This window comes from Bacillus paramycoides (genome assembly GCF_038971285.1).
Lineage (GTDB): Bacteria > Bacillota > Bacilli > Bacillales > Bacillaceae_G > Bacillus_A.
Map to the genome: position 1 here is coordinate 507,352 of NZ_CP152427.1, position 15,057 is coordinate 522,408.

12 protein-coding genes are annotated in these 15,057 nt (G+C 36.5%); 8 read left to right on the forward strand and 4 right to left on the reverse strand.

Features of this window, described 5'->3' with window-relative positions; translation table 11 throughout:
* Positions 1 to 57 precede the first annotated feature (57 nt).
* Entirely contained in the window at positions 58 to 1,155 is a 1,098-nt protein-coding gene (mutY, locus tag AAG068_RS02650) for an A/G-specific adenine glycosylase (protein WP_342717586.1), read from the forward strand.
* A gap of 184 nt (positions 1,156 to 1,339) precedes the next feature.
* Here mutY and AAG068_RS02655 read toward each other — a convergent pair whose 3' ends face one another.
* On the reverse strand, positions 1,340 to 1,564 hold the full coding sequence (locus AAG068_RS02655; protein ID WP_000275446.1) for a hypothetical protein: 225 nt from the start codon (positions 1,562 to 1,564) through the stop codon (positions 1,340 to 1,342).
* 125 nt (positions 1,565 to 1,689) lie between these two features.
* Here AAG068_RS02655 and AAG068_RS02660 point away from each other — a divergent pair, with 125 nt between their 5' ends.
* From AAG068_RS02660 to AAG068_RS02675, 4 genes are all read left to right on the forward strand, one after another.
* Positions 1,690 to 1,971, forward strand: a complete 282-nt coding sequence (locus AAG068_RS02660) for a gamma-type small acid-soluble spore protein (RefSeq protein WP_000039045.1) — start codon at positions 1,690 to 1,692, stop codon at positions 1,969 to 1,971.
* Between the two features lie 188 nt (positions 1,972 to 2,159).
* Positions 2,160 to 2,420 carry a YgaB family protein gene (locus AAG068_RS02665; RefSeq protein ID WP_000997584.1) on the forward strand — a complete coding sequence of 87 codons (261 nt, stop codon included), beginning with the start codon at positions 2,160 to 2,162 and terminating at the stop codon, positions 2,418 to 2,420.
* Positions 2,421 to 2,663: 243 nt separating this feature from the next.
* Positions 2,664 to 3,194: a nucleoside tri-diphosphate phosphatase gene (ntdP, locus tag AAG068_RS02670; protein WP_000506628.1), complete on the forward strand. Its 531-nt coding sequence runs from the start codon at positions 2,664 to 2,666 to the stop codon at positions 3,192 to 3,194.
* A 54-nt stretch (positions 3,195 to 3,248) separates the two neighbouring features.
* Positions 3,249 to 5,009, forward strand: a complete 1,761-nt coding sequence (locus AAG068_RS02675; RefSeq protein ID WP_342717594.1) for an ABC transporter ATP-binding protein — start codon at positions 3,249 to 3,251, stop codon at positions 5,007 to 5,009.
* 13 nt (positions 5,010 to 5,022) lie between these two features.
* On the opposite strand, the gene AAG068_RS02680 is transcribed toward AAG068_RS02675, so the two are convergent.
* From AAG068_RS02680 to hemL, 3 genes are all read right to left on the reverse strand, one after another.
* Complete coding sequence (locus AAG068_RS02680; protein ID WP_016078602.1) at positions 5,023 to 6,111, reverse strand: aromatic acid exporter family protein; 1,089 nt, start codon at positions 6,109 to 6,111, stop codon at positions 5,023 to 5,025.
* 259 nt (positions 6,112 to 6,370) lie between these two features.
* Entirely contained in the window at positions 6,371 to 10,807 is a 4,437-nt protein-coding gene (locus AAG068_RS02685; protein ID WP_342717598.1) for a glutamate synthase-related protein, read from the reverse strand.
* A 198-nt stretch (positions 10,808 to 11,005) separates the two neighbouring features.
* Positions 11,006 to 12,310, reverse strand: coding sequence for a glutamate-1-semialdehyde-2,1-aminomutase (gene hemL / locus AAG068_RS02690; protein WP_342717601.1), 1,305 nt, complete (start codon positions 12,308 to 12,310; stop codon positions 11,006 to 11,008).
* 121 nt (positions 12,311 to 12,431) lie between these two features.
* Here hemL and AAG068_RS02695 point away from each other — a divergent pair, with 121 nt between their 5' ends.
* Genes AAG068_RS02695 through AAG068_RS02705 form a run of 3 tightly spaced genes read left to right on the forward strand, consistent with a single transcriptional unit; the run spans position 12,432 to position 15,019 of the window.
* Positions 12,432 to 13,445, forward strand: a complete 1,014-nt coding sequence (locus AAG068_RS02695) for an ABC transporter ATP-binding protein (RefSeq protein WP_000843646.1) — start codon at positions 12,432 to 12,434, stop codon at positions 13,443 to 13,445.
* Positions 13,438 to 14,229, forward strand: a complete 792-nt coding sequence (locus AAG068_RS02700; RefSeq protein ID WP_000521523.1) for an ABC transporter permease — start codon at positions 13,438 to 13,440, stop codon at positions 14,227 to 14,229. Before AAG068_RS02695 ends, AAG068_RS02700 begins: the two co-directional genes overlap by 8 nt.
* Positions 14,230 to 14,233: 4 nt before the next feature.
* Positions 14,234 to 15,019: an ABC transporter permease gene (locus tag AAG068_RS02705; RefSeq protein WP_000639352.1), complete on the forward strand. Its 786-nt coding sequence runs from the start codon at positions 14,234 to 14,236 to the stop codon at positions 15,017 to 15,019.
* Positions 15,020 to 15,057: the final 38 nt, after the last annotated feature.

A 15,057-nucleotide genomic window follows, 5' to 3' on the forward strand; every position in this document is an offset into this window, starting at 1 on the left:
TTTTTCCTAAAATCTTTATAATAGTACTTATATGCAAAAAAATGAGGGGGATCAAGTTTGACACTTGAAATATTAAATAATTTTAACATAGAGCAGTTTCAAAATGATTTAATTGGTTGGTTTGAAAAAGAGCAACGCGACTTACCGTGGCGTAAAAATAAAGATCCATACCGTGTTTGGGTTTCGGAAATTATGTTGCAGCAAACTAGAGTGGAAGCTGTAAAACCATATTACGCGAATTTTATGGGGAAGTTTCCTACTCTAGAAGCTTTGGCAAATGCTGATGATGAAGAAGTGTTAAAAGCATGGGAAGGTTTAGGGTATTATTCTAGAGCACGAAACTTACATGCGGCCGTAAAGGAAGTAAAAGAAGTATACGGCGGAATTGTACCGAGTGATGTAAAGAAAATTGAAAAGTTAAAGGGAGTCGGACCATATACAAAAGGTGCTATTTTAAGTATCGCATATGGTATACCAGAGCCGGCAGTTGACGGAAATGTTATGCGTGTATTATCCCGTATTTTATCCGTATGGGATGACATTGCAAAACCGAAAACTAGAAAAGTGTTTGAAGAGATTGTGCGTGAAATTATTTCGGCTAAAAATCCATCTTATTTTAATCAAGGTTTGATGGAGTTAGGCGCACTAATTTGTATTCCAAAAAATCCAGCATGCTTACTTTGTCCTGTACGTGAGCATTGCAGGGGATATGCTGAAGGTGTTCAAAAGGAATTACCAGTCAAAAGTAAAGCGAAGGCCCCTACGATGGTACCGATTGTTGCAGGAGTACTTCAAACGGAAGATGGTCGTTACGTCATTAATAAACGTCCAGGTACCGGTTTATTAGCTAATATGTGGGAGTTTCCGAATGTTGAACTTGGCGAAGGAATTCGTAATCAAAAGGAACAGCTTATAGATTATATGAAAGAAAAATTTGAGCTTTCAATTTCTATTGAAGAATACGCAATGAATGTACAACATACGTTTACCCATCGAACTTGGGATATATTTGTATTTTACGGAAAAGTAAATGGTGATATTGTTGAAACAGATACATTGAAATTTGTATCGAAAGAAGCTTTTGAACAGTTGCCTTTCTCGAAATCACATCGTACGATTTATGAAAGTTGTGTTGAGAAGATTACAATGCAATAAAGTGAAACTTTAATCAGTGGGGGGTTCTTCATCCCCCACTGATTATTAGTTGAACCAATCGGACTTTTATGGGCAGTTGATCCCCCACCTAACTTCTTTGCTTTCGCTGAATTTTGAGGTGGGGGTCTTACTGCCCATTAAAGCGGGATAAATAAAAAGTGTTCCCTAGATTGGGAACACTTTTTTAATCGTAAGAAATTTTTGTCCCATGAGTCCAACTAGCCTCACCTTCTTGTAAGCCGCCTCTTGTTTCAATTTCTTTTACAATTTCTTTATAAATACTTTGACCTTCTGCATTTAAGTACGGAAGAATCTGTTGTAATGAATGATGAAAATAAGCCAATTCATCTTCTTTCCACTCATTTTTTGAAACCATCGTTAGTTCAGTCATATCGCGTCCTATATACATATTTCCACCTCCATTTCCTATAGTTTGAATGAGTGATAAGAGATATATACGGAGATTAAAAAAAAGAAAATCACGGATAGTTTCTAAGTGAATTGGTTACATTATTGATTGTGGAGGTGAGAAAGATGAGTAAAAAACAACAAGGTTATAACAAGGCAACTTCTGGTGCTAGCATTCAAAGTACAAATGCTAGTTATGGTACAGAGTTTTCAACTGAAACAGATGTGCAAGCAGTAAAACAAGCAAATGCACAATCAGAAGCAAAGAAAGCACAAGCTTCTGGTGCACAAAGTGCAAACGCTAGTTATGGTACTGAATTTGCAACTGAAACAGACGTGCATGCTGTGAAAAAACAAAATGCACAATCAGCTGCAAAACAATCACAATCTTCTAGTTCAAATCAGTAATGAAAGAAAAACACTTCTCTAATTCGGGAGAAGTGTTTTCTTTGTGCTTTGGTCATGGTAATGAAAATAAAGCGAACGACATAACTTCTAATAAGTCAACAAATGTAGTCAAAGGAGAAGGAAGTTAAAGATTAGAAATATGTAATGAGGAATAATAACTGATCAATAAATCTAAAAGGGGGTAAGTAATGAACGACTTTGATAAGTTGGTGGGAGAGCAATTGGAAACGATGGATGAGTTGTTGAAGTTACAAGCTCATCTAGAGAAGTATCAACAAATTGAAATGAGCGAAAAGGATACGTGCGATAAAAAGGAATTACATTTTATACGCCAAGAAATATATAGAACAGAAGTAGCACTCAAATTATTACATGAGAAATTTGAAGAGCAAACAAATAGTGTAATTCAATCTTTTGAAACTGAAAAAATGATTTCAAATTTAGGATAAGGCATGCCGTTGCCTTCAAGTGAAAGGTCCTTCTTTACATGGAAATAAGGAAGGGCTTTTTTTTATTCTCATTCCCTCGTTTGTAAATAAGACCCTCGTCTCTTAAGAAGATTAAAGATATCGTATTCAGTGTGAGAAATGGAGTCTTGTCGCTTTAGTTTTAAAATTTCGACAAAAAAGTTATAATAGAAAAAAAGTGAATGCAGTTCAAAGGGCATTTGCAGTTGAAAGAAGGGAGCATATATGGGATTTCCCAAAGAAGGAGAAAAAGTACAAATACATAGTTATAAACATAATGGCTCCATTCATAGAATGTGGGAAGAGACAACAATCTTAAAAGGGACACAAAGCCTTGTAATCGGAGCGAATGATCGTACAGTAGTGACAGAATCAGATGGTCGCACATGGATTACGCGTGAACCAGCAATTTGTTATTTTCATGCAAACTATTGGTTTAATGTGATTGGAATGTTAAGGGAAGAGGGAGTATATTATTATTGTAATTTAAGCTCACCTTTTGCATATGATTCTGAAGCGTTAAAGTATATTGATTATGATTTAGATATTAAAGTGTATCCAGATATGACATATACGCTTTTAGATGAAGATGAGTATGAAAAACATAGTCAAATTATGCAATATCCACCTGTGATTGATACGATTTTAAAACGAAATGTAGCACAATTAACACAATGGATTCATCAAAGAAAAGGGCCATTCGCGCCGGACTTTGTAGATATGTGGTATGAGAGATATTTAATGTACAGAAATTAAAACAAACCTGCAGGGGATTTCCCGGCAGGTTTGTCCTATTAGAGGGGGGATTAGGTGCAAGGTATAAAAAGATATTTGCAATTTGTTAAACCATATCGATGGCTTATTGCTATTACGATTATGATTGGTCTAGTTAAATTCGGCATCCCGCTTATTATGCCGTGGTTATTAAAATACATTATTGATGATGTAATTCAGGGTGGAGGGACACTTCAAGATAAAACGTCCCAACTAGTAACAGCGATTGGGATTGCTTTTTTTATTTTTGCAGTGTTAAGACCGCCAATTGAATATTATCGTCAATATTTCGCGCAGCGTATCGCAAATACAATCCTATATGATTTGCGAAAGCATATTTTTGGTCATTTGCAAAAGTTGAGTTTACGCTATTATTCGAATACAAAAACAGGCGAGATTATTTCACGTGTCATTCATGATGTAGAACAAACGAAGGACTTTGTAATTACTGGTTTGATGAATGTTTGGTTAGATACGGCAACGATTGCTATCGCTATTATTGTTATGTTTTCTATGAATATAAAATTAACATTTGTTGCGCTATTAATTTTACCTATTTATGTAGTAGCAGTGAAATATTTTTTCGGACGTCTTCGAAAATTGACGAAAGAGCGTTCACAAGCGTTAGCAACGATGCAAGGATATTTACATGAACGTATTCAAGGGATGCAAGTGACACGTAGCTTTGCATTAGAAGAGTATGAGGGGAAGCAGTTTGAAAAAAGAAATAATGAATTTTTGACGAAAGCGTTAACGCATACGAGTTGGACTGCGAGAACATTTTCGGCGGTAAATACGTTAACAGATTTAGGACCATTACTTGTAATCGGTTTTGCAGCATATGAAGTGATTCAGGGGCAATTAACATTAGGGACTATGGTTGCTTTTGTTGGATATATGGATAGTTTATATAGTCCACTTCGCCGCCTTGTTAATTCCTCTACAACATTAACGCAGTCTTTCGCATCGATGGATCGAGTGTTTGAACTGTTAGATGAAAAATATGATATTGTGAATGTCCCAAGTGCGGTACAAACGAAGAAATTAAATGGTGAAGTGATATTTGATAATGTATCTTTTCGTTACAATTCCGATGAAAAAGAGATATTACATAACCTTTCATTAACTATGTCGCCTGGAGAGAAGGTCGCGCTTGTAGGAGCGAGTGGGGGAGGGAAGTCATCTCTTGCTAGTTTAATCCCTCGTTTCTATGATGTTTCTTCAGGTGCAGTTTATGTAGATGGGATAGATGTCAGAAAGTATGATATGAGAAATTTACGTAGTCATATTGGAATTGTACTGCAAGATAATTTGTTATTTAGCGATACAGTCGGGGCAAATATTTTATACGGAAATCCGAAGGCTACAGAGGAAGAAGTAATTGCAGCTGCCAAAGCTGCGCAAATTCATGATTTTATTATAGAGTTACCTGATGGTTATGATACTGTCGTTGGGGAGCGCGGTGTAAAGTTATCTGGCGGACAAAGGCAACGTGTAGCGATTGCACGGGTGTTTCTAAAGAATCCATCGTTACTTATATTAGATGAGGCGACTTCCGCTTTAGATTTAGAAAATGAACGATATATTCAAGAGGCACTTCAGACGTTAGCTGCTGATCGGACGACGATTATAATCGCACATCGATTAGCGACAATTACACATGTGGATACGATTATTTATATTGAAGATGGTGAAATTAAAGAAACAGGTTCTCATGAAGAATTAATGAAAAAAAGAGGGTTTTATTACAATTTATATCAACTTCAGCATATAACAGAAACAGCTCCTTTAGCGTAAAAGGAGCTGTTTTTTATTCATCTTCTTTTTTATCGTCGATTTTGAGTTCTGCTTCTGGTTTATGGTATGTGTAGAAGCTATCCACAAGTAAATCTAAATGCTCTACTTCTTCACTATAGTTAATAATGGCAGAAATAAGAGGGAAGAGGTGTAGCCATGTTTTATACGCTTCCTCATCATCTTTGTTTTGATAATCCATAAAGATATCAATTAATTCTTGTTTACCTGTTTCAACTTCATCAAGCATTTCAACGGATTGTTGTTTTTTTGCTTTACCAATAAATTTTAATAATACTTGTTCATGATAATGCGTTAATGAATCAAGTTCATTCTGGATAGATTCTTGAAATTCTTCTGGCATATAGCGTAATTCATTTTCAGTACGATGTAATGATTTTAACGTACTTAAAGCACGGCTTGTCGTCGCTAACATTTGTCTGAATAAAACGAGCTTACGAATTTTTGCGAACTGTACTTTTTTCGTGTAGCTTCTTTCTTCTTTATACAGCAAATAGTAGTGGTTTAGTTTGATCATTTTTTCTTTCATACGATCAATATCAGTTTTTAGTGTTGTAAAATCAGAAGCTTGCCTGCTATTCATTCGAATCCATTTTACAATTTCTTCTGTATTATCAACGATACGATGATATAGCTTTGTTTCGTATTTTGGCGGCATAAACACTAAATTTACAAGTGAAGCCGCGATAATTCCAATCATAATTGTCGCAAAGCGAAGTAAGGCAAAACTAAAGAAATCTTCGCCTTGATACTCCATAATGGCGATAACTGTTACTAAAGCAATTGATATTGTGTTTTCTAATCGTAATTGCAGTGTAAGTGCAATTACTAATATACATGTTAATCCAATAATAAAAGGATTATGTCCAAAAGCAGTAGCGAATGCGATAGCGAATACCGCACCAATGACGTTTGCTTGAATTTGTTCAAGTGCAGTTAAATACGAACGGTATACAGACGGTTGAACAGCGAATATAGCTGAGATTCCTGCAAATACCGGACTCGGTAATTGAAGTAAAATACAAGCAAATAAAGCTAATGTGATGGCAATACCCGTTTTTAAAATGCGAGCACCAAGTTTCATACCCTTAATAAGATCCTTTCTCTTGTCATAATGAATGTACAACATGATACTATACATTCATTACAATATGTTAGCAAGTGATATTTTAGTGACGTTAATAAGAAATTGAGATTCATTTTATAATTTTTCCTAATTCTTTTTAAACATCAATTTTTAGTAAAAAAACCTGCTGAATTTCAGCAGGTTTCAAATTGTTACTATAGATTACTATGAGAAGTGTACTTCGTCAATTTATTCTTGAAAATGAAAGTTAGGCATATCACTCAGTTGAGATAGATGGATCGGCCTGTTCTTTTTTCGGGATGATTTCAAAAAATTGGTGCTGCATATCATCGAGTAACGGTGTTAATAAAGCGACTTCCTCGTATTGCTCATGCTCATTTAATACACGAATATAATCTAGCAATAATTCAGTCACATCTTGCACACCATTTTTACTAATTGGTTGCAATGTAACATTTGCCCCTTTTGCGATTCTTCTTTTTAAGGCCTGTTCTGTTAAACCTAAGCTTGAATCATGACGTAAATAAACAACACCGCCAGTCATACCAGCACAAATCCATGGACCAGGATCCCCTAAAACAAGCGCTCGCCCATTTGTCATATATTCAAAAGCGAAACCTTTAATATTAGAGTATGCTCCTATATTTCCTTGCTCTTTTTCACGGAGTGGCTTTGTCATGCGCCCTCCAATTATCATGTCTGCTCCAGAGAGGCGAATGCCAGCGCGAGCATCGGCGTTACCTTGAACGTATAGCGCTCCTTTTTGTGCACCGTATCCAAAACCTTTTCCGACAGAACCGTTATAATATATGCCGTCTTTTCCTTTTGCTTTCGTTATATAAATACCACCACCAAAGGAGGTTTTACCAATGCCATCTTGTGCACCGCCATTTACGTGTATAAATAAGTTCTCACTATTGTAAGCACCTAATCCATTTCCAGGAATAGAGCCATTCGTATACTTTAATGTAAGTGGTTCAAGCTTCGTGTCTTCATATAATTTACTACGAACGCGATAGCAAGATTCTAGCCCACCCATAACGCGTTGCTCTACGCCAACGCCTACTAATTCTTTTGAATGAGGGGAATGAACTGTTTCAAATTGTTTTTCTGGTACGTCTTCTGTTTTGGTGATAGATGGATGTTCTATCGTTTGTAGTAAATTACATAAGTCTAATAAATTTCCGCCTCGAACTTGTTCTAATAAATCGGAACGCCCAACAATTTCTTGTAAATTTGTATAACCAAGATTTCCTGTTAATCGTTTTAGTTCTAGGCCAAAAGTAGTGAATAAATGTAATAATCCAGCGACGGCGCTTTCTAATTCACGTGGGACGAAGCGGCGTAATCCGTGTTCTTTCGCCTGAGCTTCAGATTCAATTTGTGTTGCAATTCCAACGTGACAAGTATCTAGATGACATCCGCGGCAAGTTGTACAGCCAATTGCAATCATGGATAATGTACCAAATCCAATGCGGTTTGCCCCAAGAAGCATGATTTTTAAGGCATCATTCACACTTCGAATACCACCGTCAGCCCAAATTTCTACTTTATGTCTCATATTTGCTTCTAATAAAGCATTGTGAGCGGCTTTCACACCAATTTCTACAGGAAGCCCTACATGTTGCAATGCGTGAATACGTGCGGCACCTGTACCACCATCAAATCCGCTAATGTTAATAAAATCAGCACCAGCTTTTGCGATACCGACAGCAATTGTTCCAATGTTAGGGACGACAGGAACTTTTACAGCTACTTTCGCAAGTTGATTGGCCGTTTTAATTTCTGTAATCATTTGAGCTAAATCTTCAATGGAATAAATATCATGGTTGTTAGAAGGTGAAATTAAATCTGAGCCAATTGTAGCGTTACGTGCTTCGGCGATTTTGGCTGTTACTTTTGAACCTGGTAAATGCCCACCTTCACCAGGCTTTGCACCTTGCCCGATTTTTATTTCAATTAGGTTTGATGAATTTAGTAGTTCGGCGTTTACACCAAATCGCCCAGATGCAACTTGTTGTCCACGTGTATGTGGATATTTTCCAATCATATCTTTAATTTCGCCGCCTTCACCGTTCAAGCTAATCATATTTAGCTGATCGGCCGCTTCTGCATATGCACGAAAGGCAATTTCATTTTGAGAACCGAATGACATGGAGCTAATAATAAATGGTAAATCATGAGTTTGAATACTGATGGACACTTCTTCAGTCGGAACGACATGTTTTGTTTCTTTCGTTTGAACAAGATGTCTAATCGCGATTGGATTATTTTCTTCTAATTCACTTAATTTTTCACGGTAATCATCATAAGAGTTTCCTTTTGCGACATCACCGATTGCTTTCCAAATTCGCGGGAATATATGAAAAGATTTTCGCATTCTAACTTTAGGATTGTTATAATCATCTGCTCGCATTTGTGCATCTTCAGCAAGTGACTCAAGCGAGAAAGCTAAATTATTTGAACCGAAGAAATTCGTAATTTGTAATATGTTTGCGATTTCTTCATGTAATCCGATAGAAGAATAGAGGCGACCGTAACCGCGTAATTCATGAATTCCGATTGTTGAAATGACTTTTTCTAGCCCTTTATTAAGTGCATGATATAAATTCGTAATAGGTGTTTTCGTCCCATCATTTACGGTTGCAAATAATAAATATGGATTAATACTATCTGCTCCTAATCCATACAGTGTGACGATATCGTGTAAGGAGCGAAGGGCACCAGAACGTATAACGAGAGAGCAGTTTCGGCGTAATTTATTTTCGCTTAATATTTGATGTACTTTAGCGGTAACTAAATGCGGATCAATCCATAATCGTCCATTTAGGTGAGCATCAGCATCGTCTATTAATAATAGGGAAGCTCCAGCGTTCACGGCTGTTATTGCTTCAGAACTAATTCGATTTAAGGCACATTGTAAAGTTTCTGCCTGACTGAATGTAGCAGAGATTGTAGCGATAGAGCTATGAGTATTGAATAGCTGTATAAGTTGCTCGTACGTAATTGTGTGTAATTCTTCTGCAATAGATTGTGCTACACTTCCTTCTAAAATAATTGGGGAAAGCATCTCAACTACAAATGGCTGTTTAGCACCAGCCAATAAACTTGGGCGTTCGCCAAGTATCGTTCGTGTGGAGAAGTGTTCAACTTCTCGATCGCGATCGATTGCTGGATTTGTAACAACAGCTACACTTTCCTTAATGAAGTCAGCGATATTTCGTCTATCAGTATCGAGTGCAGCGAGTGGTGAGTCATGCCCAAGTGAACGAATTGGCTCAACGCCTTTTGTTGCCATCTGTTCAAGAAGCTGAATATGTTCACGATCCCATCCGAAAGCAACGTATTGCTTCGTTTCAACGTGCATAGAATCACATAATCCTTGGATTTCTTTCGTTTCAGGGGTAGATAAGTTTAAATAATAATCTTTAGTATCAACTCGCTTTTTAAAACGGTCGTATACTTGAGCTTGGTATTTGTCATATTCATAAAGAACAAGCTCATCTTGTTCATTCCACTTTAGGCCGACCTTTTCTCCAGGAGCGAGTGGTTTAGGTTCAGCTACATATTCAGTTGGAGATACAACTCCAGGTTCAGAAGAGAAAATATAAGAACTCTCTGTCTCTACTTTCCAAACTGGTCGTAGTCCAAGGGAATCGACGCTGAAAACAGCTTCATCTTTATAGCGTGAAATAATACCAGCTGGACCTTGTGCAAAATGGCCCCATGCTTCACGTATATACGTATATAAATCTTGTAAATGTGGCTCATAAAGTTTAATTTCATTAATAATTGGTGGGAATAGTATATCCATTGCTTCAAATAAACTGTAGTCGTATTGAACAAGTAGAGTTTCTAAGGTGCGGTTTAAATCTTGGGAGTCGCTGCCCCCAGCAGTAAGTGGAACATGAATCATGTCAGCTTGATCGCGTAATTTTGCAATCGTGTTAATTTCACCATTATGTCCGAGAATGCTAAATGGTTGTACACGAAAAAAATTAGATAATGTATTTGTAGAATAGCGATTATGTCCTAGTGTCATAGTTGAAGCGATCAGCGGGTGTTGTAAATCATTGTAATAGGCTACAAGCGTATCACCAGCACCGAGAACTTTATATACAACATGATCACGACTTAAGGAAGCAACATGAATCGCTTCGTTTTCCTCTATTTTTATCGTTACTGAAAATAATGTTTGCTCAATATTTTTAACTTCAGTTTCAGCGATAAGGGCAACTTGCCAAAATAAAGGTTCTTCTTGTTTACCAAGTGGACCGAGTGCATCGGAGTTTATTACATCGTCACTTTCAAAAAGAATTGCAAAGTTTTCGTTGCTTAGTTGTGTACGAATATGATTTTTTAAATTAACTACATTTGCGTTTTTGTTTAGAAAAAAATGTCCAACGATAAAGTGGGGATGATCTACGATCGTTGGATTATATCCGCTACTTTTTAGTTTTTCACTCCAAAGTGCTTTTGGTACATCAATGTGAATACCGATTCCATCGCCTTCACCATTAATGAAACCAGCTCTATGATTCATTTTAACGAGCGATTGTATGCAAAGATCAATGTTTTCTTTTGTAGGAATTTTTCGTTTCTCCATAACGGAAACGATTCCACACGCATCATGTTCTGCATTTTTATAATCTCGCAATAAAGACGGTGTCCATGTATTTGTTTTATTGAGCATCCGTCAATCCCCCCTCTTATTGAAGTTTGAATAATCTTACTATTTAAGGCGTGAGCAGCCTTTTATACAAAGATAGTAAGGATATAAAAGAAAATTAAACAGATAATTATGAATAATTATACTATTAATAAGGAATTTATGAAATAGAAAAAAGGAAAAAAGAAAGGTGTGCTTTCTTTTTTCCTTTTAATGACGAGATTATTTATTGTCTGCTAAAGCGGCAAATGCTCTGCCTACAGCTTCAATTGTATATTCAATATCTTCTTTTGTATGTTCTGTCGTTAAGAACCATGCCTCGTATTTAGAAGGCGCTAAGTTAACTCCTTCTTGAAGCATAAGCTTGAAGAATTTACCGAACATTTCACCGTCTGTATCTTGTGCTGCATCGTAATCTTCAATTGTATTTGTTGTGAAGTATACAGTTAAAGCACCTTTTAGACGGTTTAATGTAATATCGATATTATGTTTGGCAGCTTGCTCTAAAATTCCTTTTTCAAGCATTGCACCAAGTTCATCTAATTTCTCATAAAGTCCTTCTTGTTGAAGGACTTCTAGACAAGCAATACCAGATGCCATAGAAGCAGGGTTTCCTGCCATTGTACCGGCTTGATATGCAGGTCCGAGTGGGGCAACTTGTTCCATAATTTCTTTCTTACCACCGTAAGCACCGATTGGAAGTCCGCCACCAATAACTTTACCAAGAGCTGTTAAGTCTGGTGTTACGCCAAGTAAGTCTTGAGCACCACCGTACATAAAGCGGAAAGCAGTAATAACTTCATCATAAATTACTAGTGCACCAGCTTCGTGAACAAGTTCATTCACTTTCTCAAGGAAGCCAGGTTTCGGTTCTACAATACCGAAGTTTCCAACAATTGGTTCTACAAGAATAGCTGCTACTTCATGTCCCCATTTATCTAATGCTTCTTTTAAAGTATCTACATTATTAAATGGAACGGTAATAACTTCTTGAGCGATACTTTGTGGTACACCGGCTGAGTCAGGAGTTCCTAGTGTAGAAGGACCAGATCCGGCTGCTACAAGTACTAAATCAGAATGACCGTGGTAACAACCAGCGAATTTCATAATTTTTGTGCGGCCTGTGTAAGCACGAGCGACACGAATTGTTGTCATTACTGCTTCAGTACCAGAGTTTACGAAACGGACTTTATCTAATGCAGGCATTGCTTCTTTTAACATTTTTGCGAATTTTACTTCTAGTGCTGTTGGTGTTCCGTAAAGTACACCGTTTTCAGCAGCTGTTGTAATTGCCTTTGTAATGTGTGGGTGAGCATGTCCAGTAATAATAGGACCGTATGCTGCTAAATAATCGATATATTTATTTCCGTCTACATCCCAGAAATAAGCGCCTTTTCCACGTTCCATAGCAACAGGAGCGCCGCCGCCAACTGCTTTAAAAGAACGAGAAGGACTATTAACGCCGCCAACGATATGTTCTAAAGCTTCTTTATGTAATGCTTCTGATTTTGTGAATTTCACTACCATTCATCTCCTTACAAAAATCTATGTATTATTCTAACATGTTTTTCGAAAAGACGTATTGTTTGTGATAGAGAAGGCAGTTGGGTAAACTATTCGTTGTGACATTTAGGAAGGGGGTCCGGTTATGAAATCGGTAATTGAGGTACAAGGGTTACGTAAAGAATTTACAGCCTATTCAAGTCGTCCAGGTTTAAAGGGTGCATTTCGCGATTTATTAAATCGTAATTATAAAATAGTACCAGCAGTAAATGATGTATCTTTTACTGTGAAACAAGGTGAAATGGTTGGATATATCGGTGAGAACGGTGCTGGTAAATCAACGACAATTAAAATGCTTACGGGGATTTTGACTCCGACATCAGGAGACATTTTAGTAAATGGGATGAACCCGCATAAGCAGAGAGAAGAATTTGTAAGAACTATTGGTGTTGTTTTCGGTCAACGCTCGCAACTTTGGTGGGACATTGCTGTACAAGAATCGTTTCGTTTATTAAAAAAAGTGTACGGTGTATCAGACGCTCAGTATAAAGAACATATGGAGCACGTGATTGAAACGTTAGATATTGGTCCTTTATTGGATAAGCCAGTTCGAAAGTTATCTTTAGGTCAAAGAATGCGTTGTGAATTAGCGGCAGCATTAATTCATAATCCGCCGTTATTATTTTTAGATGAACCAACAATTGGGCTAGATGTACTTGTGAAATTGAAAATACGTGAATTTTTAAAAGAAATGAATGAACGTTATAAAACAACAATTTTATTAACAACTCATGATATTACTGATATTGAAGCTTTATGTGAGCGCGTTATCATGCTGGATGAAGGAAATATTATGTATGACGGTTCTTTAAATAATCTTCGTACGCAGTGGGGAGCAGAGAAAGAAATACATTTTCAGTTTGTTGCACCAGTTTCCTATCAGGATTTATCAATGGTTATGCCAGATAGTCATGTCGTTTGGTCGAAAGCGAAAGAGGAAAACGCGTGGATTGCCAAAATCCCGAATGAAGAAGTTATTATTTCAATGCTTATTTCTAAAGTAGTACAAGCCTTTCAAATTAAAGATTTAAAAATTAACGAAGTGTCTACAGAGGAAATTATTCGTAACATTTATGAAGAAGGTATTAAACATGGGTAAGTACATTGAAATGATTCGAATTCGCTTTTTAATGATGCTTGCGTATCGTACAAACTATTATAGCGGGATTTTAATTTATACAATTAATATCGGCGCGTATTATTTTTTATGGCAAGCAATTTATAGCGGAAAAGAGAATATTGAAAGTTTATCTATTTCGCAAATGACTACGTATATCGCAATTGCGTGGATGGCACGTGCCTTTTATTTTAATAATATAGACAGGGAAATTGCGATGGAGATTCAAGAAGGACGTGTAGCGGTAGAACTTATTCGTCCATATAACTATTTAGGAATGAAAGTGATGCAAGGTCTTGGTGAAGGAATATTTCGCTTTGCCTTCTTTTCAATTCCGGGTATGGTTATCGTTACCTTATTATTTTCATTGCAAATTACAACGAATTTTCAAACGTGGTTATATTTCTTCTTGTCTTTAATATTTAGTTTTATTATTAATACACAAATTAATTTAATGACGGGAATGCTTACATTCTTCTTATTTAATAATAGTGGAATTATGTATGCGAAACGTGTTGTTATTGATTTATTTTCAGGTCTATTATTACCAATTAGTTTTTATCCGTTATGGGCCCAAAAGGCAATGGTGTTTTTACCGTTTCAGGCCATTAGTTATATTCCGAGTATGATTTTTTCAGAAGGTATACAAGGAAGTAAATTGTATGAGGCATTATTATTCCAAGTAATTTGGGCAATTGTACTTATTATTCCAATTGTACTCATGTGGAGAACGGCGAGAAAACGTCTAATTGTACAAGGGGGATGATGAGATGATATATATAAAACTATTTTTGCAATATGCAAGCCAATATATAAAAACAAAATTGGAGTATCGGGGCGATTTTATCGTTGGATTACTTTCTGATTTATCACTACAGGCTGTTAATTTAATCTTTATTCTCGTTGTGTTTGGACATACACAAGCGTTAAAAGGATGGAGTAGAGAAGAAGTAATCTTTATTTATGGTTTCTTTTTAGTGCCATTTGCCATTTTCTCAGCTTTCTTTAACATATGGGATTTTAATGATCGTTACATTATTAAAGGAGAAATGGATCGTATATTAACGAGACCGATTCATAGTTTATTTCAAATTATATTAGAAAGAATGGAGCTTGAATCTTTAATTGGAGCGATTACAGGGATGATTGTAATGGGCTATGCAGCAGTGGAGTTACAATTATCTTTTTACTGGTACGATTTCTTCTTATTCTTACTAATGGTAGGAGGGGGCGCACTTGTATATGGAGGGATATTTGTTACGCTTGCGAGCCTTGGTTTTTGGTCGGATGCAAAAAGTTCAATTATGCCGCTAATGTATAACATAGGTAACTATGGTCGCTATCCTGTTAATATTTATAACCGGGTGATTCGCTTCATTTTAACGTTTGTCCTACCATTTGCGTTTGTTGGAGTGTATCCAGCAGCATACTTCTTAAGAAAGACAGAGTGGAATAGCTATGCTTTTGCAACACCATTGGTTGGTGTTATCTGTTTTACGATTGCAATCACTCTTTGGAATCAAGGGGTAAAAAGGTACCGTGGTGCTGGTAATTAATTATAGGGGCTTGTTTGTTTCTAAGGGATAAATCCAAT

Bases quoted from the DNA above. Each gene is read 5' to 3' on its own strand.
- AAG068_RS02655 (WP_000275446.1), bottom strand. From the start codon at position 1,564: ATGTATATAGGACGCGATATGACTGAACTAACGATGGTTTCAAAAAAT.
- AAG068_RS02660 (WP_000039045.1), top strand. From the start codon at position 1,690: ATGAGTAAAAAACAACAAGGTTATAACAAGGCAACTTCTGGTGCTAGC.
- AAG068_RS02665 (WP_000997584.1), top strand. From the start codon at position 2,160: ATGAACGACTTTGATAAGTTGGTGGGAGAGCAATTGGAAACGATGGAT.
- ntdP (WP_000506628.1), top strand. From the start codon at position 2,664: ATGGGATTTCCCAAAGAAGGAGAAAAAGTACAAATACATAGTTATAAA.
- AAG068_RS02680 (WP_016078602.1), bottom strand. From the start codon at position 6,111: ATGAAACTTGGTGCTCGCATTTTAAAAACGGGTATTGCCATCACATTA.
- AAG068_RS02685 (WP_342717598.1), bottom strand. From the start codon at position 10,807: ATGCTCAATAAAACAAATACATGGACACCGTCTTTATTGCGAGATTAT.
- hemL (WP_342717601.1), bottom strand. From the start codon at position 12,310: ATGGTAGTGAAATTCACAAAATCAGAAGCATTACATAAAGAAGCTTTA.
- AAG068_RS02695 (WP_000843646.1), top strand. From the start codon at position 12,432: ATGAAATCGGTAATTGAGGTACAAGGGTTACGTAAAGAATTTACAGCC.
- AAG068_RS02700 (WP_000521523.1), top strand. From the start codon at position 13,438: ATGGGTAAGTACATTGAAATGATTCGAATTCGCTTTTTAATGATGCTT.
- AAG068_RS02705 (WP_000639352.1), top strand. From the start codon at position 14,234: ATGATATATATAAAACTATTTTTGCAATATGCAAGCCAATATATAAAA.